Genomic DNA, 23,473 nt, shown 5'->3' on the forward strand with positions numbered 1-23,473 from the left:
TTATTATCTAAAAATTCTATTTTATAATTGTATGAGCTGACTATTTATTAGATAAAATCTTTCTCTACTTCTTTTAAAAACTGCTGATAATTACGAATGTAGTCACTTTCATCATAATAATCGCTGGCCAGCACCAACAATATACAATCTGCTGAAAATTCATGCATCTCATGCCAAACCATTGGCGGAATTTTTACCCCTTGACTGGACTGGTCGAGTAATACTTTTTGTTTTTCTTTACCGTTATCCATTAATATTTTACAGCTGCCTTGAATACTAAATGCAATTTGTTGAAGTTCCTTATGCGCATGAAAACCACGAGGAACATCCGGCTGAGCAGCAAAAATATAATAGAGTCGCTGTATACTAAAAGGGATATTTCGATTGGCTTCAGCGACCACCAGACTGCCACGATGATCTCCCAGATTCGGCAGTTCAACCCATTCGATTAGATTCATAATTTAACCTGCTAAAGAAATCAGATATTGGCCATATCCATTTTTACTCATCGTTTGGCCAATGGCTAACACTTGTTCTTTGCTTAGCCAGCCATTATTCATTGCAATTTCTTCTAGACAGGCAACTTTATAACCTTGACGTTTTTCCAGGGTTTCCACAAACTGAGCAGCCTCAAGCAGACTGCCCTGTGTACCCGTATCCAACCAGGCAAAGCCACGCCCTAGCAATTCAACATTTAAATCACCACGCTCCAGATAAGCTTGATTAATCGAGGTAATTTCCAATTCACCCCGCTCAGACGGTTTTACCTGTTTGGCAATTTGAATCACCTCATTATCGTAAAAATAAAGACCTGTCACAGCAAAATTTGATTTAGGATTTTTGGGTTTTTCTTCTATTGAAATAGCACGTTGATGTTGATCAAATTCCACCACACCAAAACGTTCGGGGTCTTTAACCTGATAACCAAAAACAGTTGCTCCCTTCTGACGTTCTGCCGCCTGGCGTAGCATGGGGGTAAAACCTTGCCCATAAAAAATATTATCGCCCAGCACCAGACACACATTGCTTTGCCCAATAAATTCTTCACCCAGAATAAAGGCTTGCGCCAAACCATCTGGACAGGGTTGTATTGCATAACTCAGCTGCATGCCAAATTGGGAACCATCCCCTAATAAGCGCTTAAATCCCTCAATATCTTCCGGGGTACTGATAACCAGAACTTCACGGATACCGGCCAACATCAATACAGATAACGGGTAATAGACCATTGGTTTGTCATAAATCGGAAGTAGCTGTTTGGAGATTCCCTTTGTAATCGGATGCAGGCGTGTGCCCGACCCACCGGCTAAAATAATTCCCTTGGTTGTACTTGACATTATACCGCCTCCCCTAAGCGTTCACGCTGATAAGAACCATCCTGAACCCGACGACACCATTCCAGATTATCCAGATACCACTGCACAGTTTTACGAATACCAGTCTCGAATGATTCCTGTGGCTTCCATCCCAGTTCCCGCTCTATTTTTGAGGCATCAATGGCATAACGCACATCATGTCCAGGTCGATCTTTCACAAGAGTAATCAAGCTTTCATAACTTTTTCCATTCTGTCGTGGCTGGAGTTCATCTAAAATATTACAAATAGTTTTAACCACATCGATATTCTGCTTTTCATTATGTCCACCAATATTATAGGTTTCGCCCACCCTGCCTTTGGTCGCAACCTGATATAAAGCACAGGCATGGTCTTCTACAAAAAGCCAATCCCGGATCTGCTGGCCATTGCCATAAACAGGTAAGGATTTTTCTTCCAAAGCATTCAAAATAACCAGTGGAATCAGCTTTTCAGGAAAATGATAAGGACCATAATTATTGGAACAATTGGTGACAAGCACCGGCAGACCATAGGTTCGATGCCAGGCTCGGACCAGATGATCTGCGCTGGCCTTACTTGCCGAGTAAGGTGAACTTGGGCAATAAGCAGTAGTTTCAGTAAATAGATTGGTTGTGCCTTCCAGGTCCCCATAGACCTCATCTGTTGAAATATGATGAAATTTGAATTTAGCTTTTTTAATTTCAGTTAAATTTTGCCAGTACTTGCGTGCAACTTCTAATAAGGTATAGGTACCCACAATATTGGTAGTGATAAATTCGGCGGGCCCATCGATTGAACGATCCACATGAGACTCTGCAGCCAAATGCATGACCACATCAGGCTCAAATTCTGAAAATAATTGCGTTAAAGATCCATAGTCACAAATATCCGTTTCAGAAAATTGATAACGGGGATGATCTGAGATAGAAATCAATGAGTCCAAGTTGCCTGCATAAGTTAACTTATCAACATTTAAAACATGATTTTCAGTCTCTTTAATCATATGCCGGATGACAGCAGACCCAATAAAACCCGCCCCACCGGTTACCAATATTTTTATTGTCATTTTAGTATCCTTTACTATTTTTATTTTATTTTTCACAAATTATTTTCAATTTACTGTTGCCTTATGGCACATCTGTTTTTATTGATTTATTCATACGATATATTAATTTTATTACATAAACCACTTATAAAAAAGCAAGCTCTTAAATGTAGTTACATTTTATCGGTATTTTTAACTTTTTATAGATTTACTGATCGTATTTATCTCTAAATATTCTGAAAAACTTTTGATCAATATTAATTTAATATTCATCAAAAATTTTATATTATTATTTTAATTAACAATAGGTTATTTTATTTTCATAAAATTATATTTTCCTAAAAATCATTTAAATACTATTTAAAATCAACAATCTAAAAAAACTCTAGATTAAGTAAAAATTATATGAAAATACTTTTTAGCATTAACAATATCCTCTCTATTTGTGTTTTTTATCTAACTTACTTATTCAAAAATAACAATTGGAAACAATTAATCCTGGTTTTACAAATTAAACAATTTTGTGTATCCAGATAGCCTATTGAATCAAAGTTTCACCCCCATTTTCATCTATATTTTTGCCGTGTCTTTGTGCAAACTTATTAAATTGACTTAAAAATAGCTATAGACAAGAAATGTGATCTATTATATTTTTTAGATGTTAATCACATAACTCGAATTCAAAAAATTAATAACTATTAATAAATACCAATTCTGAATATATAAAAATAAAGGGGTTTCAAGTGAACTATAGACACCTTTTAGGTATTTTTACCTTAAGCCTATCTCTAGCCGGATGTGCAGCATTATCCGGCTTTCAAACATATGATTTACCCAAAGAGGGAATCTATCAAACTGAACTGGGAACTCCTGTCAATCTGGTGCAGTTGAATCAGAACACCTTACCTGTCTTGCAGTCTGCCCAGACCCATAATCCCGGTCATTATGCTGCTTTATTTCAAACCGAGGTGCAGGATTACCGTTTGAATCCAGGTGATATTTTATCCTTTCAATTATGGGCCTATCCTGAAATCAGTGCCGTTCCTACAGCTAGTGATAATAATAACGGCTATCAAATTGACCGAAATGGCTATATCCATTTTCCATTCATTGGCCGTTATAAAGCAGCAGGAAAAACCCTTCCGCAAGTAAATCAGGAAGTACGACGTCAATTAATTCCCTACCTGAACAGCCCGGATGTGGTGGTGAGAGTCATTTCCTATCAAGGACAGCGCTATTCAGTGGTAGGTAATGTGAAATCGGCGGGGCAATTTTATTTGTCTGATCAACCAGTCAGCGTTTATACGGCGCTAGGTTTGGCGGGTGGCATTAATGAGCAAGGTGACTCGACTTCGATCCAACTTGTGCGTCAGGGGGTGACCTATGACCTGAATACAATCGCACTGGAAAGAGCTGGATATTCCTTGCATAAGCTTCTGATTCAACCTGATGACACCCTTTATATCAGTCCTCGTGAAAACCAGAAGATTTATGTTATGGGTGAAGCAGGCACCAATAAACCTTTGCCTATACGTGATCAAGGGATGACCCTGGCAGATGTACTAGGTGAAAGTGAAGGCATTAACCCCTATTCAGCCAGTGCGAGCCGCATCTATATCTTACGTGGCAATCCACACAATCAAATGACTGAAATATATCATTTAAGTCTAAAAAATCTTGGAGATTTTGGCCTGGCTAAACAGTTCAAAATGCGTAGCAATGATATTGTTTATGTTGATGCCACAGGTCTGACCCGATGGGAACGTGTGATTAGCCAGATTCTTCCATTTTCATATGTCGCTGATTCAGCTATACGATAGGTAACTCAGCTATGAAAATAAAAAATATTCTGGGGATGTGTTCTGGAAATATCGACTATCGCTTAATGACTGAATACGTATTAGCACAATCTGCCTGTACTTGTAGATTAAATCTATAAGTGAGGGAGGTTAAAGTAATATATATAACTGATAACAAAATACTATTTTTTATATAACACCATGGGATTCGCCTGCAACTCCATAGAGTTCAACACTGAATATGGGGCAGATTTAATAAAATAGCCTGATCCTGATCATAATAAAAATATCTGGATTCACCAGACTAGATTTTTCATGAAAGGACTTAAAGCCAGCATATTTGGGATCCATTCTCGCAGGGACAGCAGGTCTTTGATGAAGCGCCGTAATTTGATGCAATGCTCCATCATTGACTGGAAAAATCACTATTAAACTTTTAGAAAGCAAAATTATGAACAAAAATAACAATACCGAAAATATGATTGACCTAAAAGGGGTGCTCTTTTCCTTGTTTGCGCAATGGAAACTGATCCTCTTATGTGCCTTGCTCAGCGTGATTGCAGTGCTACTGTATTTACGTACTGCCACGATTAACTATAAGGTAGATGCCATCGTTCAGGTCGAAGAAAGTAGAGGTGCTTCAGCGGCTTTATTAGGTAGCCTTTCAAGTATTATTGGGCAAATGTCTTCGTCGAATGCTGAAGTTGAGGTGTTAAAATCACGTCATATCCTTGAATCAGTCATTGATCGTTTGAATCTGGATCTACAAATTGCCAGCACTGAAGACACCTTTGTCAAACGGCTATTTCAGGGGATAAATTATCAAACCGAATATCAGCCTGAAACTGTACGCTTCAAGGATGGCCAAAAAAGCTTTGATATTCGACAATTTGAAGTTCCTGATGCCTATCTGGATAAAAATCTGTTGCTAAAATTTCAACAACAGAGGTTTAGCCTGATCAATCCTGCCACAGAAGAAATTATATTTCAGGGTGCAGTTAACCAGCCCACACAATTTAAAGCTGCGCAGGGCAACTGGAAAATCGCGATCTTTAGTCAGGATCAGCTCGACAGCAGTTACAAGGTACAGAAGCTCTCTTTACCCTCAGCGATAGACTCTATTCTTGCCAATTATTCAATTGTAGAAAAAGGCGAACTGAGCGGGATCTTGCAGCTTCGCTATCAAGGTCATGACAAACAGCACATCACTAAAGTCCTAAATACTATTCTGACAGTTTATAGCCAGAATAATATTACACGCCGTTCGACAGAAACTGCTCAAACCCTCGCATTTCTGGATGATCAGTTACCGGTTTTAAGAACCCAACTTGACAATGCAGAACAGGTCTTTAACAAATTCCGTCAACAACATAATACGGTTGACATCACCAAAGAATCAGAATTGTATCTAAATCAGAGTATTACCCTAGAAACACAACGGGTGCTACTGGAACAGAGACAGGCAGAAATAGGCGCAAAATACGCAGCACTCCATCCAGCCATGCGGGAGATTACTGCTCAGCTTCGGGTGATTAATGGTAAGATTCGTGAGCTCAATACCACACTTAAAAATCTTCCAGAAATACAACGCCAGTATTTGCAGCTGTCTCGTGAAGTCGAAGTCAAACAGCAACTATATACCAATCTGGTAAATTCCTACCAACAGCTGCGCATTGCCAAAGCAGGTGAAATTGGTAATGTACATGTTATTGACACTGCCCTTGAACCGATTGATGTCATTAAACAGAAACAGCCATTGATTCTATTCCTAGCCTTCTGGTTCGGTGCTTTCTTGGGAATTATAGTGGCATTATTCCGCAATATGCTGCGCTCTGGAGTGAAAGATAGCAGCCAAATAGAATACCAGCTAGATCTTCCTGTCTATGCCAATATTGCACACTCGCCTGTACAGAAACCGGGACTAAAACTACTGAAAAAGAAAAAAATCCCTTTCTTATTGGCCCTTAAGCATAGTGATGATATGGCGATCGAAAGCTTGCGCAGCATACGTACCGCAAGTCATTTTGCCCTGTCTCAGGCGAAAAACAACATCATCATGATCTCAGGTCCAGCACCCAGAGTTGGAAAATCATTTGTTGCTAGTAACCTTGCGGTCATCATGGCTGAAAAAAATAAACGTGTGTTGATTATTGATGCGGATTTGCGTCGTGGTCATATCCACAAATATTTTAATCTGGATAATCAGTATGGATTAACCGAATACCTGAATGAGCAAATTAGCCTGGACCAGATGGTACAAAGCACCAATGTAGCCAACCTTAGTGTCATCACCTGTGGTGAAAATCCAGACAATCCATCTGAACTTCTCAATTCAGTTCGATTCCAGGAATTACTCCAACAGCTGACGCCACATTATGATCATATCATTATAGATACTCCTCCTGTCCTGGCAGTCACGGATGCAATCATCGTATCCCGATATGTCGGACTCAACCTGGTCGTAGCTCGCTATGCAAAAACACAAATGAAGGAATTGGCACTTACAGTGAACCGTTTTAAACAAGCCGGAAGTGCCGTAAATGGCTTAATCCTGAATGATATCCAGCGTTCAGCCGGCGGAAGTTATAGCTATGATTATACTTATAGTTATAAAACCAGAACAAAAGCCAGTTGATCCTGTTTAATAAAAAAACCAGCAATTGCTGGTTTTTTTATTTCTCGAAGGCTCTACCAAACTACAATGTTCGCTTGCTAAAAAACCACCCATTCTGCAAGATTTCCCAAAATTTTCTGCTAAGATGGAATGAACCTCAACGATAACATTAGATTGGAATAATACATGAGCAAGGCCTTACCGATTGCTGTCGCTGTTCTTCTAGGCGGTGCCGCGCTAGTACCTGTTTACTATGCAACTCAAAACCCAGCAGCTCAAACTACAAAAGCATCTAAAGATGCCTCTGCTGTTTCTAAAATCAGCTATGCTCTCGGTTATGAAGTGGCTCATCAAACTCCACCAGAACTGGATATCAACAGTTTCGTTACTGGTGTTCGCGAAGGTCATGCCCGCACAGAACCCGCCTATACTGAAGAAGAATTACAAGCGGCTTATGAGCAGTTCCAGAAAGACATGCAGCAAAAGCAAGTCGAAGATTCAAAGCAAGCTCAAGCATCTAGCGATAGTTTCCTGACAGAGAATGCGAAAAAAGCCGGAGTGAAAACCACAGCTTCTGGCCTGCAATATATCGTTACCAAGGAAGGTACCGGCAAACAGCCAGCTGCCTCTTCAGTTGTGAAAGTCCATTACACCGGCAAACTGGTCGATGGTACGGTATTTGACAGTTCAGTTGAACGTGGCGAGCCGATTGAGTTCCCACTCAACCAGGTTATTCCAGGCTGGACTGAAGGTCTGCAACTGATGAAAGAAGGCGGTAAAGCGACCCTGTATATCCCTTCGCAACTGGGCTATGGTGAACAGGGCGTGCCAGGAACCATTCCTCCACACAGTACTTTGATTTTTGATGTGGAACTCATTGAAGTAAAATAATCCACGACAAAGGAGAGCAAGGCGCTCTCCTTTATTTTGAGAATAAATCATGAAAATACAAATAAGCTTGATGGTTTTATTGCTAAGTTCTAGCAGTCTGTTTGCCAAAGATGTCACCAATAAAAGCCCGGAAGCCGAACAGGTGGGTTACAGCTTTGGTTATCTGATGGGAAAAAGTAATGCCGAGTCCTTGCAAGGTATTGATCTGGATGCATTTAGTGCTGGCTTAAAAGCTGCAGCAGCAGGCAAACAATCCACTTTAAGTGAAGAAGACATGGCCCGGGTCTTGACCCAATTTAAGCGTCAGGCTGAAGCCAAAGAACTGATTACGCTAAAGCAGCAGGCTGATGAAAATGCCAAAATCGGTCAGGCTTTTCTGGCTGAAAATGCAAAAAAACCGGGGATAAAAACTACTAAATCCGGCCTGCAATATCAGATTCTTCAGGAAGGTAAAGGCAAATCGCCAAAAGCCGATAGCAATGTCCGCGTGCATTATGAAGGTCGCTTGATCGATGGTACGGTTTTCGACAGTTCAATTGCCCGTAACCAGCCCGTGGTATTTCGTACCACCCAGGTGATTACCGGCTGGACCGAAGGCTTGCAGCTGATGAAAGAGGGGGCCAAATACCGCTTTTTTATTCCTGCAGAACTGGCCTATGGACAGATTGGTTCAGGTGATGTGATTGAGCCAAACAGTACCCTAATTTTTGATGTGGAATTACTGGAAATTATTAAGTAATCAATACTATTTTTTTTAATATTCTATTTGAGAGGCGCGATAGCGGCCTCTCTTTTTTATGCAGATGAAGAATAAATTAATCGAATGTTTTCATGTCACATTCAGAACAGTTTTGCTATGTTATATTTTAATTAAACGATTCAACAAGAATAGAGGATGTCAGCATGGCAGCAATTAAGACTCGCGAAATTCATTATACTGCGCCGGATGGCAGCACATTGATTGGTTATTTTGCCGCTCCAGAAACAGATGCGCCCGTTGCAGGCGTGCTGGTCGCACCAGAATGGTGGGGTCGTAATGAATATACCGAACAACGTGCTCGTGAACTTGCAGAACATGGTTATGCGGCCTTGGCGATTGACATGTATGGTGACAAAAAAGTAACCACCCATTCTGATCAGGCCTACCAGTGGATGATGCAGACGTTTGAAGATCCGGATACCATCGTGAATCGCGCTACAGCAGCTCTGAATACCTTGGCAGCCCAGGATGAAGTCAATGCAGAGAAACTTGCAGCGATTGGTTTCTGCTATGGTGGCAAAGTGGTACTGGATCTGGCACGTGCCAATGCACCTTTAAAAGCAGTTGCCACTTTCCATGCCAACCTGTCTCCAAAAGCACCGGCTCAGGAAGGTCAGGTACAGGCAGAAATTTTAGTGCTGCATGGCGAGCTGGACAGTATGGTAACGCTGGATGATGTCGCCAGCTTCCGTGAAGAAATGCATGCCGCCAAAGTCGAGCATGAAGTGATCGTATTTGAAGATGCCAAACATGGCTTTAGCAACCCGCTCGCCGATGAACGGGCCAAAGCCAATGGTGTGGATCTTGGTTACAATGCCGAAGCCGAACAAAAAAGCCTGACGGCAATGTATGCTTTACTTGAACGTCATCTGGCTTAAATACAACTGCTCGACTGGCGACCAAGCCAAGTAGTTCAGATACTCATTGAAGAAAAGAACGATAAATCCTACCAGAGGAGAATGCTGATTATGGCTGAAACCAACTGCCCCTACTGCAACTATGACGAATATGACGTCATTGCCAAAAATGATTATGGTGTGGTGCTGCCTGAACCGAATTCATTATCCGAAGGTCACTGTGTGATCATTCCACTACGACATGTGGCTTCATTTTTCGAAGTAACCGATAAAGAACGTAAAAGCCTGATGTCTTTACTGGAACAGGCGCGCAATGAATTGCAATTACGTTACCAGCCTGCCGGTTTTCATGTCGGCTTTATTGATGGTGAGGTGTTTCAGGAAAAGGTAGAACATCTGCATATTCATATTATTCCGCGTTATAAAGGCAAGGCGCTGAAGCTGGATGAACGCTGGGGTATTAGCGACTAAATCCTGACTGTGATTGAATAAATGCTCTTCGGAGCGTTTATCAATTGGAGCGTAAAACCTCGTGGTTCAGCGCGAGAATATAAGCGACTGGCGTAAGAGCCTATCCAGAATATTTTCTACACAAAAGAAGGCTTAAAAAGGCTAAATTAATGAATTGAAGACTCATATTTAAGTATCTTTTACAGTTTTTCCACACCCTTCTGCACTTTTCTAACCAAGCAAACGATCTTTCAATAACCCAGTGTTGTGGAATGACTGAAAATTTATGTAATTCACTCCGTTTTGCTACCTCAACTCGAACTTCAATTAAACTTTCAATAACTAAGGCAAAAGGGTGGCCGGCATAACCATCATCATCATCAAGTACAACCTCCATACTCTGTAAAGTCTGCTTATTTAATCCTACAGCATCTAGTGCACCTTGACGATCCGTTTCATCTGCTGTTGTAAGAAATATTTCATATGGGAGACCTGGAGTATCAACAAGAATATGTCTTTTAATCCTTGAAATTTTTTTACCAGCGTCATAGCCTTTATCTCGTTCGACTAATGTCGCTGGAATATGGTTTTCTCATACGAATATTTTATAAAAATCTTTTTCGAACTACCAAAAATGAGGAAAATTTATTCTATATAGGCTCTAAGCCATACGACATAGCATGTCGTAGTGAATAGTTTTACTGTTCCTTAATCAAAATACTATTGTTAAAATAAATGCATGAAAACCCTTAAATTACGCATAAAAGACAAACACAGCAAGGTGCTCGAACAGTTAGCATCTGAGGTGAACTTTGTCTGGAATTATGTTAATGATTTGGGGTTTAAGCATTTAAAAAGAAAAGGGGAATTTCTTAGTGCCTATGATATTGCCAAATACACCAAAGGCGCATCTAAAGAATGCAATCTTCACAGCCAAACCATTCAGGCTGTGACAGAAGAATTAGTCCTCCGAAGAAAACAGTTCAAAAAAGCAAAGTTGAAATGGCGTGTCAGCAATAAGCAATCAGCAAGAAGATCGCTTGGATGGATACCCTTTAAAAAGGCAGCAATCAAGTATGCTGATGGTTGGATGCAGTATGGCAAACAACAATTCAAATTATGGGATAGCTACGGCTTAAGCAAATACACGGTTAAGACAGGCTCATTTGTAGAAGATAGCCGTGGGCGTTGGTATGTGTGCCTTGTGGTGGATAGTCCTAAAGCTGAGAAATCCAAAGCCACCAAAGCGATTGGCATTGATCTAGGCTTAAAGGATGTTGCCACCTGTTCCGATGGTACAGTGATCTCTAATCCTAAATTCTATCGAAGTTATGAACAAAAATTAGGTATTGCTCAACGAGCAAGAAATAAGAAACGTGTCCGTACATTACACTCCAAGATAGCGAATTGTCGTAAAGACCATTTGCATAAAGCTAGCACTATGCTTGTGAAAGAAAATGCACTGATTGTTGTTGGTGATTTAAGTGCGAAGAAACTTGTAACAACTAAAATGGCAAAATCTGTTTTAGATACCGGCTTTTCGGCACTCAAAACAATGCTCAAGTATAAATGCGAGAACGCAGGGGTATTGTTTGAAGAAGTGAGTGAGAGATTCACAACCCAAATCTGTTCGAGCTGCGGTGAAATCACTGCAAGTAGTCCGAAGGGTAGAACAGATTTGCGAATAAGAGAATGGCAGTGCAGCAATAAAAAATGTCTAAGTTCGAACAACAGGGACATTAATGCTGCAAAGAACATTCTTGCGCTTGGACATAAGCGTCTAGCGGTAGGAATCTCCCTCTTTTGAGGGGGAGAAGATGTCAACTACTTTTCACATTTCATATCTGCTGATTCCGCTATAATAGCAGTTGCTTATTCGGTTGCTATTTATCCATGTTTGTATTTTCAGATGCCTTGTTAGAATGGTTTGATGTGCATGGTCGTCATGACTTGCCTTGGCAGGTGGCAGATGATCCCTACAAAGTCTGGGTCTCTGAAATCATGTTGCAGCAAACCCAGGTCAAAACTGTGCTGCAATATTTTGAACGATTTATCCAGCGTTTTCCGACCGTACAGGATTTGGGTACTGCCTCTTGGGATGAAGTGGCGCCTTACTGGGCAGGACTGGGCTATTATGCCCGCGCCCGTAACCTGCACAAAGCTGCCGGCATGGTGACAGCACAGCAACAGTTTCCACAGACACTGGAACAATGGATTGCTTTACCGGGGATCGGCCATTCTACTGCCGGTGCCTTGATGTCACTGGGTTTACGTCAATACGGCGTGATTATGGATGGCAATGTGAAACGGGTCTTGTCGCGTTTCTTTGCGATTGAAGATGACCTGTCTAAACCTATCCATGAACGTGCTTTATGGCAACTGGCCGAAGAATTATGTCCGCTTGAACGTAATCATGATTATACCCAGGCGATTATGGATCTCGGGGCCACAGTCTGTACCCCGAAAAAGCCACTGTGCCTGTATTGTCCGATGCAGCAACATTGCAAAGCGCATCAGCAGGGTCTGGAAAATGAGTTACCGTTCAAGAAGGCTAAAAAGCCGGTACCCGTACGCTCAGCACAGGTCCTGCTGATTCAGTCCGGTCAGGAATGGCTCTGGCAACAACGACCCAACAGTGGCCTGTGGGGCGGACTCTGGTGCTTGCCGATTATTGAAAATACCCATGAATTCGAACAGCAATGTCAGCAGCTTGGCCTGAAAAATATCCTCAAAAAAGTCCAGATCAGCCACAGTTTCACCCACTTCACCTGGCAGCTTGAAGCAATCGTTTTTGTAGTGGATCAGGATCAGCAGGAACATCTGGCGATTGAACTGCAAGGCAACTGGATGCGTCCAGAAACCGCGATTGATTGCGGTCTGCCGACAGCAATGAAAAAATTGATCTCTGCGGTAAATGTATGACATAGTCTGGACAAAGCAAAAAATCGATTAGCTCAGAATGAGCATTGCCAATATTTAAGGATGAATAGCGTGCGCCAATACCTTGCTTTGACCTGGGTGGCTTTGATTGCCATATTACTGACCGCCTGTAGCAGTACACCGAAGCAACCCTCTTCTGCACAGTTAAATCCGCTACTGGTACAGCAACTGCAAAATAAGCGTATGCCCTCTTCACTGCCCATTCCGGTGGCACGTGTACAGGCACGTGAATTACAGGATACCTGGGGTGCGTCGCGCAGTCGCGGGCGCCTGCATGAAGGCATTGATATCATGGCTCCACGTGGAACCAAAGTCTTTAGTGCCACAGAAGGTCTGATTGCAGATTTACGCAATAACAATTTGGGTGGTAAAGTAGTCTGGATTCTGGGCCCCGGCGGCTCTTGGCATTATTATGCGCATCTGGATGGGCACAAGCGCGGCCTGAAAGTAGGTGATGCGGTCAAAAAAGGCCAGCTGATCGGCTATGTAGGCAATACGGGTAATGCCCGGCATACTGCACCACATCTGCATTATGGAATTTATTTACAGGGCAAGGGTCGCGGTGTGGTCAATCCCTATCCCTATTTACGTTAATTTTAGGATATTTACATGTCAGAAGCGTTGATCAATCGTCTGGTGGAATTTGCTGAATCAGGCAATCAACAAAAAATCGTGCTGAATGGTCAAAGCTACCAGGGCTGGGTGATGGAAATTACCGAGGAAGCCTTGCTGATCAGTACCGGTTATGCCGATAAAACCGGTAAAGACATGTGGATTCAATTTAGCGATCTGGATCAGGCTGAACTGTCGTACTGGGACAATCAGCAGGATCAGTGGACTGTTTTTAAATTATAAAACAATAAAAACAAGGAGCATGGCATGACTCTGCAACGCTGTGGCTGGTGCTCCGATGATCCGCTGTATATCGCCTACCATGACCAGGAATGGGGACAGGTTCTACTAGATGAAAACCGCCTGTTTGAAATGCTGTGTCTGGAAGGTCAGCAGGCCGGTTTAGCCTGGATTACCGTCCTCAAAAAACGTGAAGCTTACCGTGAACATTTTTTTCAATATAGCATTGAATCTATTGCCTCACTTACAGATGAACAACTCCAGCTTAAGCTGGGAGATGCTAGCTTAATACGGCATCGCGGCAAACTGCATGCCATTCGGCAGAATGCCCAGGCATGGCTGCAGCTGCAACAGCAAGGCATCAATGTAGGGCAATGGCTGTGGTCTTTTGCAGCGCAACCCCGACTGAATAATGATGTTGCGGATTATCGTCAGGCACCCGCACAAACCATTGAGAGCCAAAAGATGTCTAAAGCACTCAAACAGGCCGGTTTTAAATTTGTTGGACCCACCATTTGCTATGCATTTATGCAGGCCGTCGGTATGGTCGATGATCACGAAAATCATTGTGACTTTAAAACAATATCCTCCCATTCAAAAAAGGGCTGAACTTATGTCGAATAATATTATCCAGGCCTATGCTGCAATGTCAGCAGGTACTGCACTCGAACCCTATCAATTCGATGCCGGCGAACTACAGCCACATCAGGTCGAAGTCAAAGTAGAATACTGCGGCCTGTGTCATTCCGATATTTCGGTGATCAATAATGACTGGGGTTCATCGGTTTATCCAGTGGTGGCTGGACACGAAATTATTGGCACCATTACCCATTTAGGCTCAGAAGCTAAAGGCCTGAAAGTGGGTCAACGCGTTGGCATTGGCTGGACTGCGGAAAGCTGCCAATATTGCGATCCGTGTATTTCAGGTCAGCAGGTGCTCTGTACTGGCGGCCAAGTGGCGACTATTGTCGGACATGCCGGTGGTTTCGCCGACAAGGTCCGTGCTGGCTGGCAATGGGTCATTCCCCTGCCTGAAGATCTGGATCCTGAAAGTGCCGGCCCCCTGCTCTGTGGCGGGATTACCGTATTCGATCCGATTCTGAAACACCAGATTCAGGCCATTCACCATGTTGGAGTGATCGGGATTGGCGGGCTGGGCCATATTGCGATTAAACTGCTTAAAGCCTGGGGCTGCGAAATTACCGCCTTTACTTCCAATCTGGACAAGACCGATGAGCTGAAAGCCATGGGTGCTGATCATGTGGTGAATAGTCGTGATGTGGCTGCATTAAAGGCTCAACGTGGTAAGTTCGATTTATTATTGAGTACGGTCAATGTCACCTTGAACTGGCAGGCTTATCTGGCCACTCTGGCACCGAACGGTACTGTGCATATGCTGGGTCTACCATTAGAACCGATGCCGATTCCGGCGGGCATGCTGATTGGCGGCGCCAAGTCTGTTACCGGCTCACCGACCGGTTCACCGGCGGCACTGCGTCAGTTACTGCAATTTGCTGCGCGTAAAAATATTGCCCCACAAATTGAAGTCTTCCCGATGTCACAGCTGAATCAAGCAATTGAACATCTGTATTCGGGTAAAGCCCGCTACCGGATTGTACTTAAAGCAGATTTTGAAGCTTAAACTCTGCCTGTTTCAATCTGTCAAAAAGACCCAGCAATTGGGTCTTTTTTATTGCAATACTTCAGGCAAAACTGCAAGGCCTGCAGGCTTGGCCAGCTCTGCTTTCATCTTCTGCAGCATCTGATAAGGCTGCTGCTGCACGAACATATTTACAAAAGTTAAGGGAATCGAGCCTTCCGGATTGGCATAACCATAAGTTGAAACCTTGACCTGATTATTGGCCAGCTTTTGAAAAGTCCAATCCCCCTGATAATCGGTCAAACGCACATAATTCGGATTTAAGGGATAGCCGGTCTGAATGGCTTTATTCTTGATACTGATCTGTCCATTGGCTTGCTTGATCATCTTGCCCTGTACAATCAGGTCGCGGTCTTTTAACGGAAATGGAAAATCCAGCACCATATACAAGGTAAATTCGCCTTTTTTATCATCACGTGATAAGACCTTGATACTGCCCATATAAGGTACCCATTGCACAGCATGCTCGATATCCAGAATCAGCGACACGGCATTTTCAATTGGTGCATGGTAAGTGGTTTCTGCCTTATACAGAAAGACCGGATTCTGCTGATCCTGATAGGTCCAGACCTTGATATTATTTTTATCAATACTGAGTTTGGGCGTATGGAGTGGCTTTGCCTGCGCAATGGTGCCAAGCACCACTGCACAGAGCAGGAAAATCATTTTTTGCATTATATTATTCGTCTTATTTTAGTTTTAGATTTTTTTATAAATGATTTTGACTGGATTTTAAACCTGAATGTCGTTAAAACCCAACACGTCTTTCATGTCATATTTGCCAGTTTCACGACCGACCACCCAGGCAGCAGCACGCACTGCACCGCTGGCAAAATTCATGCGGTTGGTGGCTTTATGGGTAATTTCCACACGTTCGCCATCGGCAATAAACATAGCAGTATGTTCACCGACAATATCGCCGCCACGAATGGTCTGGAAACCAATGCTCTTGCGCTCACGAGGACCGGTATGACCTTCACGGCAATATACGGCATCCTGTTTCAGGTCACGGCCCAAAGCACCTGCAATCGCCTCGCCCATCATCAATGCCGTACCCGATGGTGCATCAACTTTATGGCGGTGATGTGCTTCAATCACTTCAATGTCGACCGTATCACCGAAAACTTTAGAAGCAAGTTCAAGCAGCTTGATCGATACGTTTACACCTACTGAATAGTTTGCTGCATAGACCACAGACGTTTCAGTAGCAGATTCATCCAGATAGGCTTTCTGCTCGTCATTCATTCCTGTAGTACCAATCACGATGGCCACACCGGCTTCACGGCAGATTTTCAAGTGATTGACCGTCGCTGCCGGTGCAGTGAAATCAATTACCACATCGCAGTCTTTTACTACATCTGCGAGGCTAGCTACCACTTTAACCCCGACTGCACCAATTCCGGCAATTTCGCCAGCATCCGCACCCAATAATGTACTTTCAGGGCGTTCTACTGCAGCCGCCAATTGATAACCCGCTTCATGCACTGCCTGAATAAGGATACGTCCCATACGACCGCCGGCACCTAAGATCCCAATGCGTGGTGTAGCTGACATAACATAGTCCTGATGTTGATCCAAAATTGCTCTTACTATAGCAAAACTGTGCAATAACACTAAGATGCATTGCATAAAAATCAATGAAAATACTCAAACAGTAAAATCACTGCGATTGATAAGACTTTCAGCCCAGAAATCACAAGCAAAGACTTTAACAAATAAAAAAATGAAAAACTGTCTGTACCGGGTCGAAAAACAGCATCATAAAAGCCAATCAAGCCATCAAACAGAATGCCGACCAGCATCTATTTTTGGCTACATAAATGATGCTATGTATCTTTCCAAAGCCTTTCTTTGTACAGATAAAATCGTTCTGCGTATGAGAAGAATAAAAAGGATATAGCGCATTAATTCTTTCGCAATATATGCAACAAACAAAGCGCCTGCAAAAGCAGAAACCAAATGCACAAGTCAAAATGCCTGTACGTTCATGGATAAAATTCAGACAATTTTGTACGCTTTGGCTTACATCAATCTCGTCCCTTTGCCGCTATCCGCAATAGTACAAATTTCCTATGATGGATTCATCGGGAACAGGATGTTCCATACAAGAATAACAATAGATAAGTACAAGGACGTTCAGGTACGACAGGAGTTATACCGAGCCAAGCAATACGAAAACCCCCGGCAGGATGCTGGGGGTTTTTATTTTAATTATCATTTTATTCGAGGATTTGCATGACCGCTTTATCCAGTCATGAATCAAATAAAAAATATAATTGATTTAAATAATGTAGGAGAAATAGTCATATATAGGTATTTCATCTAAGCTCAGAGCTTTTTAGTATCAGCTGTCTATATTTAAGTATATCATATGTGCTGTCTTGCATTTTATTCCTGCAGTTGTAGTTCTCCTATTTGTTTTGTGATTTAGTCTCATGCCAGTCAGTTAAATGTTCTAAAACAAATTCCTGTCATTTTATTTTTCTTCACCTTAAAAGATCTCTGCATGACTCCTGCATTTTAATACCTTACCGAGATGGTAAAAGCGGCTATTTAATGGCCAGAATTTAAAATAATTTAATTTTCATTAATTAGATATACCCAATGATCTTTGCTTCATCGCTTGATGCGGTCTGCCGATCTATACCACATAATTGATCTTCCACTCCCCTAGTCTGAACAACAAGTGCCGTTTCAAGTCTGAAAAATCTTAGGAACATTTTTTAACTGATGTCATTTATTTATAAGCAATTGTATTTTCTATTTTTTAAATACACGTATTCTTAAAACTCCCATACAGGTAACAACATGAATGATATAAGATTATTATATGTCAGCAAATTTAAAAGTAAGATTAATCCGATAAATGAGTTGTGCGACATTTTGTCAGAAGCCCTCACTTTTAATGGGCTCAACCAAATTTATGGCGCTCTTTATTATGGAAATAATTATTTTGTGCAGTGCTTAGAAGGTCAAAAAGATAAAGTAGAACATTTATTTTATCAAAAGATTTTAAAAGATCCACGTCATGAAAACTGTGAAGTCTTATCTTGTGAAAATATTGAACAATATTCGTTTTCTGGCTGGCATATGAAATATGCCATGATTCATACAGAAGTACTGGAGTTCTTTGCCCACCACCATAATGATGAGTTTAATCCCTATTTACTTAATACCGTGACTATTCCAGCTTTTATCAACTTATTAAGCCAGCATGGTGACAGTTTTTCTATCTTGAAAAGTAAAGCCCTGGTAAGTGCCAACCCCATTTAAAGCTCAACTAAATCCTCTGGTCGCGACAAAGGGCCGGATTTAAAAGTCTTTTGAGCATCTTGTTCAATAGAACCGTATATACAGCATAAAAAAGGACGCATTTGCGTCCTTTTTTACCTGCATTCAATTAATCGAACAAACGATCAAAGAATGATTTTTTCTTTGGCGAAGATTTACTATCTTCACCATCCATGGTTTCTTGCAGTTCTTTCAACAGTTCACGCTGACGCGCACTTAAGTTGACTGGCGTTTCCACCACGATTCTGCACAGCAAGTCACCCTGCATGCTGGTACGTACCGGTTTAACCCCTTTACCACGTAAGCGGAACAGTTTGCCCGTTTGAGTACCTTCAGGAATTTTCAGGCTCACACGGCCTTCCAGGGTAGGAATCTGAACTTCCTTCCCTAAGGCTGCATCAGCAATTGATACCGGCACATCCATATACAGGTCAGCACCATCACGCTGGAAAATTTCATGCTCACGCACTACCACTTCTACGTACAGGTCACCGGACTGACCGTCACGGATCGCTTCACCTTTACCGGTCAAGCGTACGCGGTCGCCATTGTCTACACCCGCAGGAATAGTGACTTCCAGAGTTTGCTGACGATCTGATACCCCTGAACCATGACATTTATTACATGGGTTCTTGATGATCTTGCCCTGACCGCGACAGGTACTACAGGTTTGCTGTACCGAGAAGAAACCTTGCTGCATACGCACTTGACCGGCACCATGACAGGTACGGCAGGTTTCTACATCGTTTGGATTTTTCGAGCCTTTACCATCACAGGCATCACAAGGTGCCGGTGCAGTAAAAGTAATGGTTTTCTTGACGCCCTTGACTGCTTCTTCCAGGGTCAGTTCCATGACATAGCGTAAGTCGGAACCTCGGCGCGCGCGCTGCTGGCCACGACCACCACCGCCGCCGAAAGCACCACCGAAAATATCACCGAACTGGCTGAAAATGTCTTCTGCGCTGAAACCACCACCGAAGCCGCCACCGCCGCCCATACCACCTTCAAAGGCCTGATGCCCCATACGGTCGTACATGCTGCGCTTTTCACCATCAGAGAGCACTTCATAGGCTTCTGCTGCTTCTTTGAATTTCTCTTCAGCTTCAGCATTGTCCGGGTTACGGTCTGGATGATATTTCATCGCCAACTTACGGTAGGCTTTTTTGATTTCATCATCACTAGCGGTTTTAGCGACGCCCAAAACCTCATAATAATCACGTTTAGCCATGTCTGGCGATGCTCCTCACGGAATTTTGTTTAATATTCAACTGAGGTCTGAAATTGGGGTCAAACCTAGTTTTACAAGGGGAAATGTGAAAAAAATTATGCGCTTTAGAACACAGCTTTATTTTGAGAGAATTTATGGATACCTTTAAACCAGGCATTGAGCAGAAAAATAAAGGCAATAAAGCTGAAAATTACCCCGGTCACCACACAGGCCTTGACCCATAACTGGCTGTCCCAGGCAAAGAAAAACAGGGGAATAAACCACAGTGCAGCGAAGATCGCTAAAATGGTATAAATCACGATATTACGCATGATCCACAGCGCCTGTGCCTGTAGCCAGACTTCAGCATAATCGACCTGAGTCACTTTACGCGCGAACCAGTAGGCCAACAGGCCACTAAACAGGGTGAACAAAGCCAAAAACATGAAGACATAAGCCATTGCTACGGAACGTCGCATCTTGGTTAATGTATTTTGAGTCATGTCTGGTTCAACCTCATTACTGAATTGGCAGTCCGGCCAATGCAGCAATTACTTATTTTTTTAAAGTATAAAAATCTCAGGTGCTACTATATTGAAGATTTCGCTATTTCGCACCTGAAATTATGACAAATTTAAACAGAATTTAAACTTTTTTTCACTTTAAACCATTGTGCATATAAGGCAGGCAGGAAAAACAGGGTCAACAGGGTTGCCACAATCAGACCGCCCATAATTGCCACTGCCATCGGCCCGAAAAAAATACTCCGCGACAGGGGGATCATGGCTAAAACTGCAGCCAGTGCGGTCAAAACAATCGGACGACAACGGCGGACCGTGGCATTGATGATGGCATCCCATTGTGCTTCCCCGGCCTGAATATCCTGCTCGATCTGGTCGATCAGAATCAGCGAATTACGCATGATCATGCCAGACAGTGCAATCGTCCCGAGCATAGCGACAAAGCCGAAAGGTTTATTGAACAATAACAGGAATAATACCACCCCAATGATGCCCAAAGGCGCAGTCAGAAATACAATAAAGGCCCGTGACATACTTTTGAGCTGAATCATCAGCAGGGTCATCACCACCGCCAGGAATAAAGGCATGCCGGCATTGACCGAGTTCTGGCCACGTGCAGATTCCTCAACAGTACCGCCCACTTGTAGCAGATAGCCATTGGGTAACTCAGCTCGTAGCTGCTCTAGTGAATCCTGCAATTCATTCACTACCGTGGCCGGCTGCAAGGCCGTGCGAATATCGGCACGTACGGTAATGGTTGGTAAACGATTACGATGCCAGATCAGGCCTTCTTCAAAGCTATATTCAATGTTGGCAAGCTGGGCCAGCGGCACTGAAGTTCCCGTGGCTGTAGGCACGGCCAGACTGCTTAAAGATGCCACCTCTACCCGTTCAGCCTGAGCACCGCGCAAACGGATTTCAATCAGCTCACGTTTTTCCCGGTACTGATCAATGCCTGCACCCAGAATCGAGCTGTTCAGTACATTGGCCAGTTCACTGCTACTGACCCCCAGCTGGCGGGCACGGTCCTGATCAATCTGCAGTTTGATAACCTTGCTCGGCTCACCCCAGTCCAGATGCACATTGGTGGTATTCGGATTCTCTCCCACTTTGGCAGCAACACGCTGTGCCCATTCACGTACCAAGCCCAGATCTTCGCCAGAGACCCGAAACTGCAGTGGATAACCGACTGGTGGGCCATTTTCCAGTAAGGACACCCGGGTCCGGACTTCCGGCAATAACACCCGAATCTGGTCGCTTAAGGACTGCCGGATTTCATTACGATCTTCCAAAGAGGAGGCTAGCACCACAAACTGGGCAAAACTGGTTTGCGGCAGCTGCTGATCGAGTGGCAAATAGAAACGCGGCGAACCAATCCCGACATAGGCCACATAGTTATCAATGCCCTGCTGTTTCGACAAAAAGGCTTCGACCTTTTTCACTGCGGCCTCGGTGGCCTTCAAGGAGGCACCTTCTTCCAGTTTAAGGTCGACCAGAATCTCCGCCCGGTTGGATGGCGGAAAAAACTGCTGCGGTACCAGCTTGAACATCAGAATCGACAGGACAAAAATCCCGACTGTGGCTGCAATCACGGTTTTACGATAGGTCACACAGGCATTTACCCAACGGCGAAAGCCCTGATAAAACCGGGTTTGATAGGGGTCATAGTGTTCGCCGGCATGATGCACAATCGGCGCAGGTTGCGGCTGTTTGCGCAGACGTGCCCAGAGACGCTGATACCACGGTGCTTTTTGCACTAAATCTTTGTTGAAATCCGGCAGCAGTTTATCACCTAAGTAAGGTACAAACAGAACCGCGGCAATCCAGGACACCAGCAGGGCAATGGTCACCACCTGAAAAATCGAACGGGTATATTCCCCGGTACTCGATGCTGCCGTGGCAATCGGTAAAAAGCCGGCAGCAGTAATTAAGGTCCCGGTCAACATTGGAAATGCGGTGGTGCGCCAGGCATGGCCGGCGGCCTGTAGCCGGCTAAAGCCCTGCTCCATTTTAATCGCCATCATTTCAATCGCGATAATCGCATCATCGACCAGCAAACCCAGCGCCAGGATCAGGGCACCCAGGGAAATCTTGTGCAGCCCGACATCAAACAGCTGCATCCCGGCAAAGGTCATGGCCAGTACCAGTGGAATCGAAAATGCCACCACCAGTCCGGTACGAAAACCGAGCGAGAAGAAACTGACCAGCAGTACGATAATCACCGCTTCGGCCAAGACTTTCATAAATTCGTTAATACTACGTTTGACCGCCACCGGCTGATCGGAGACTTTTTGCAGCTGCATGCCGAGTGGCAAGGTTTTTTGCAAACGGGCAAATTCCTGTTCCAGATGTTTGCCCAAGGCAATGATATCGCCACCCTTGCGCATGGACACGGCAATGCCAATGCCATTTTCCCCCATAAAGCGCATCCTTGGCTGGGCCGGATCACTAAAGCCGCGATAGACGTCAGCCACATCTCCGAGCTGAATGGTCTTGCCATTTACCAGAAGTGGCAACTGCTGTAGTTGTTCGACACTGCTTAGAGCACCACTGACCCGAACCTGAATCCGGTCAGAACCGGTTTCAAAAAATCCGGCATTGCTCATGGCATTTTGCTGCTGTAAGGCCTGCTGAATGGCGCTGACGGGGACGCCCAGCTGAATTGCTTTAGTGTTGGAAATTTCAATCCAGATTTTCTGGTCTTGCAGCCCGATCAGTTCTACTTTGGCCACATCTTTCACCCGTTGCAGTTGTAGCTGCAAACGGTCGGCATATTCTTTTAAGGTGGCATAATCGAAGTCTTTGCCTTTAAGCACATAGATATTGCCAAAAGTATCGCCAAATTCATCATTGAAGAAGGGACCTTGTACCCCTTGCGGCAATTCATGCCGGATATCGCTGACTTTCTTGCGCACGTTGTACCAGACATCAGCCACCTCTTTCGAAGCCAGCGAGTCTTTGGCAATAAAGGTCACCATGGATTCACCCGGACGCGAATAGGCCATGATGCGGTCATACTGTCCCGTGGTCATCAATTCCTTTTCAATCCGGTCGGTGACCTGCAAGGAGACTTCCTTGGCACTGGCACCCGGCCAGTAGGTCTGGATTACCATGACCTTAAAGGTAAACGGCGGATCTTCACTTTGCGACAGCTTGGAATAGGAGACGATGCCAACCAGACCCAGCAGGATCATAAAATACAGCACCAGACCTTTATTTTTTAAGGCCCATTCCGACAGGTTAAAGTTCAT

Annotated in this window: 21 protein-coding genes and 1 pseudogene; 13 read left to right on the forward strand and 9 right to left on the reverse strand. The window is 43.6% G+C overall.

Annotated features, from left to right (window positions below):
• Window positions 1–47 precede the first annotated feature (47 nt).
• From AC3IT7_RS14595 to rfbB, 3 genes are read right to left on the reverse strand one after another with little or no spacing between them, the layout of a single operon-like run.
• The gene (locus AC3IT7_RS14595) at window positions 48–458 is read right to left on the reverse strand and encodes a sugar 3,4-ketoisomerase (RefSeq protein WP_489248944.1); all 411 of its coding nucleotides are present in this window, start codon (window positions 456–458) and stop codon (window positions 48–50) included.
• A 3-nt stretch (window positions 459–461) separates the two neighbouring features.
• On the reverse strand, window positions 462–1,337 hold the full coding sequence (gene rfbA / locus AC3IT7_RS14600) for a glucose-1-phosphate thymidylyltransferase RfbA (RefSeq protein ID WP_489248945.1): 876 nt from the start codon (window positions 1,335–1,337) through the stop codon (window positions 462–464).
• On the reverse strand, window positions 1,337–2,395 hold the full coding sequence (gene rfbB / locus AC3IT7_RS14605; protein WP_489250027.1) for a dTDP-glucose 4,6-dehydratase: 1,059 nt from the start codon (window positions 2,393–2,395) through the stop codon (window positions 1,337–1,339). Before rfbB ends, rfbA begins: the two co-directional genes overlap by 1 nt.
• 728 nt (window positions 2,396–3,123) lie before the next feature.
• On the opposite strand from rfbB, the gene AC3IT7_RS14610 reads away from it, so the two are divergent.
• From AC3IT7_RS14610 to AC3IT7_RS14635, 6 genes are all read left to right on the forward strand, one after another.
• Entirely contained in the window at window positions 3,124–4,200 is a 1,077-nt protein-coding gene (locus AC3IT7_RS14610; RefSeq protein ID WP_489248946.1) for a polysaccharide biosynthesis/export family protein, read from the forward strand.
• A gap of 430 nt (window positions 4,201–4,630) precedes the next feature.
• Window positions 4,631–6,814, forward strand: a complete 2,184-nt coding sequence (locus AC3IT7_RS14615) for a polysaccharide biosynthesis tyrosine autokinase (protein WP_489248947.1) — start codon at window positions 4,631–4,633, stop codon at window positions 6,812–6,814.
• A 165-nt stretch (window positions 6,815–6,979) separates the two neighbouring features.
• Window positions 6,980–7,684, forward strand: coding sequence for a BamJ family beta-barrel-assembly machinery protein (gene bamJ / locus AC3IT7_RS14620; protein ID WP_489248948.1), 705 nt, complete (start codon window positions 6,980–6,982; stop codon window positions 7,682–7,684).
• Between the two features lie 49 nt (window positions 7,685–7,733).
• Window positions 7,734–8,423 carry a BamJ family beta-barrel-assembly machinery protein gene (bamJ, locus tag AC3IT7_RS14625; protein WP_489248949.1) on the forward strand — a complete coding sequence of 230 codons (690 nt, stop codon included), beginning with the start codon at window positions 7,734–7,736 and terminating at the stop codon, window positions 8,421–8,423.
• Window positions 8,424–8,587: 164 nt separating this feature from the next.
• Complete coding sequence (locus AC3IT7_RS14630; RefSeq protein ID WP_475654462.1) at window positions 8,588–9,322, forward strand: dienelactone hydrolase family protein; 735 nt, start codon at window positions 8,588–8,590, stop codon at window positions 9,320–9,322.
• 90 nt (window positions 9,323–9,412) lie between these two features.
• Complete coding sequence (locus tag AC3IT7_RS14635) at window positions 9,413–9,772, forward strand: HIT family protein (RefSeq protein ID WP_168386674.1); 360 nt, start codon at window positions 9,413–9,415, stop codon at window positions 9,770–9,772.
• A 100-nt stretch (window positions 9,773–9,872) separates the two neighbouring features.
• Here AC3IT7_RS14635 and AC3IT7_RS14640 read toward each other — a convergent pair.
• Window positions 9,873–10,313 (reverse strand): annotated as a pseudogene (locus tag AC3IT7_RS14640) (transposase); the annotation flags it as partial.
• Between the two features lie 177 nt (window positions 10,314–10,490).
• On the opposite strand from AC3IT7_RS14640, the gene AC3IT7_RS14645 reads away from it, so the two are divergent.
• From AC3IT7_RS14645 to ahr, 6 genes are all read left to right on the forward strand, one after another.
• A complete protein-coding gene (locus AC3IT7_RS14645) occupies window positions 10,491–11,558 on the forward strand; it encodes an RNA-guided endonuclease InsQ/TnpB family protein (RefSeq protein WP_489248950.1) in 1,068 nt (355 codons plus the stop codon).
• A gap of 86 nt (window positions 11,559–11,644) precedes the next feature.
• Window positions 11,645–12,673 carry an A/G-specific adenine glycosylase gene (gene mutY, locus AC3IT7_RS14650; RefSeq protein WP_475654461.1) on the forward strand — a complete coding sequence of 343 codons (1,029 nt, stop codon included), beginning with the start codon at window positions 11,645–11,647 and terminating at the stop codon, window positions 12,671–12,673.
• A gap of 69 nt (window positions 12,674–12,742) precedes the next feature.
• A complete protein-coding gene (locus AC3IT7_RS14655; protein ID WP_489248951.1) occupies window positions 12,743–13,285 on the forward strand; it encodes a M23 family metallopeptidase in 543 nt (180 codons plus the stop codon).
• 15 nt (window positions 13,286–13,300) lie between these two features.
• On the forward strand, window positions 13,301–13,546 hold the full coding sequence (locus AC3IT7_RS14660; protein WP_441368430.1) for a hypothetical protein: 246 nt from the start codon (window positions 13,301–13,303) through the stop codon (window positions 13,544–13,546).
• A 24-nt stretch (window positions 13,547–13,570) separates the two neighbouring features.
• Window positions 13,571–14,152 carry a DNA-3-methyladenine glycosylase I gene (locus tag AC3IT7_RS14665; RefSeq protein WP_489248952.1) on the forward strand — a complete coding sequence of 194 codons (582 nt, stop codon included), beginning with the start codon at window positions 13,571–13,573 and terminating at the stop codon, window positions 14,150–14,152.
• 4 nt (window positions 14,153–14,156) lie between these two features.
• Window positions 14,157–15,185, forward strand: a complete 1,029-nt coding sequence (ahr, locus tag AC3IT7_RS14670) for an NADPH-dependent aldehyde reductase Ahr (protein ID WP_489248953.1) — start codon at window positions 14,157–14,159, stop codon at window positions 15,183–15,185.
• Between the two features lie 48 nt (window positions 15,186–15,233).
• Here the strand turns inward: ahr and AC3IT7_RS14675 are convergent, their stop codons facing one another.
• Together AC3IT7_RS14675 and dapB are read right to left on the reverse strand one after the other, a co-directional pair.
• Entirely contained in the window at window positions 15,234–15,878 is a 645-nt protein-coding gene (locus AC3IT7_RS14675) for an START domain-containing protein (protein WP_005094773.1), read from the reverse strand.
• Window positions 15,879–15,935: 57 nt separating this feature from the next.
• Window positions 15,936–16,757 (reverse strand): 4-hydroxy-tetrahydrodipicolinate reductase, encoded by an 822-nt coding sequence (gene dapB / locus AC3IT7_RS14680; RefSeq protein ID WP_489248954.1) that lies wholly within the window; start codon window positions 16,755–16,757, stop codon window positions 15,936–15,938.
• Window positions 16,758–18,011: 1,254 nt separating this feature from the next.
• Here dapB and AC3IT7_RS14685 point away from each other — a divergent pair.
• A complete protein-coding gene (locus AC3IT7_RS14685) occupies window positions 18,012–18,476 on the forward strand; it encodes a BLUF domain-containing protein (RefSeq protein ID WP_489248955.1) in 465 nt (154 codons plus the stop codon).
• 127 nt (window positions 18,477–18,603) lie between these two features.
• On the opposite strand, the gene dnaJ is transcribed toward AC3IT7_RS14685, so the two are convergent.
• The 3 genes from dnaJ to AC3IT7_RS14700 all read right to left on the reverse strand — a co-directional run bounded on the left by dnaJ (window position 18,604) and on the right by AC3IT7_RS14700 (window position 23,473).
• Entirely contained in the window at window positions 18,604–19,722 is a 1,119-nt protein-coding gene (gene dnaJ, locus AC3IT7_RS14690; RefSeq protein ID WP_489248956.1) for a molecular chaperone DnaJ, read from the reverse strand.
• Between the two features lie 104 nt (window positions 19,723–19,826).
• Window positions 19,827–20,204, reverse strand: a complete 378-nt coding sequence (locus AC3IT7_RS14695; protein WP_475654323.1) for a hypothetical protein — start codon at window positions 20,202–20,204, stop codon at window positions 19,827–19,829.
• A 131-nt stretch (window positions 20,205–20,335) separates the two neighbouring features.
• Window positions 20,336–23,473, reverse strand: coding sequence for an efflux RND transporter permease subunit (locus AC3IT7_RS14700; RefSeq protein WP_489248957.1), 3,138 nt, complete (start codon window positions 23,471–23,473; stop codon window positions 20,336–20,338).

Source organism: Acinetobacter sp. KH_038, assembly GCF_057839405.1.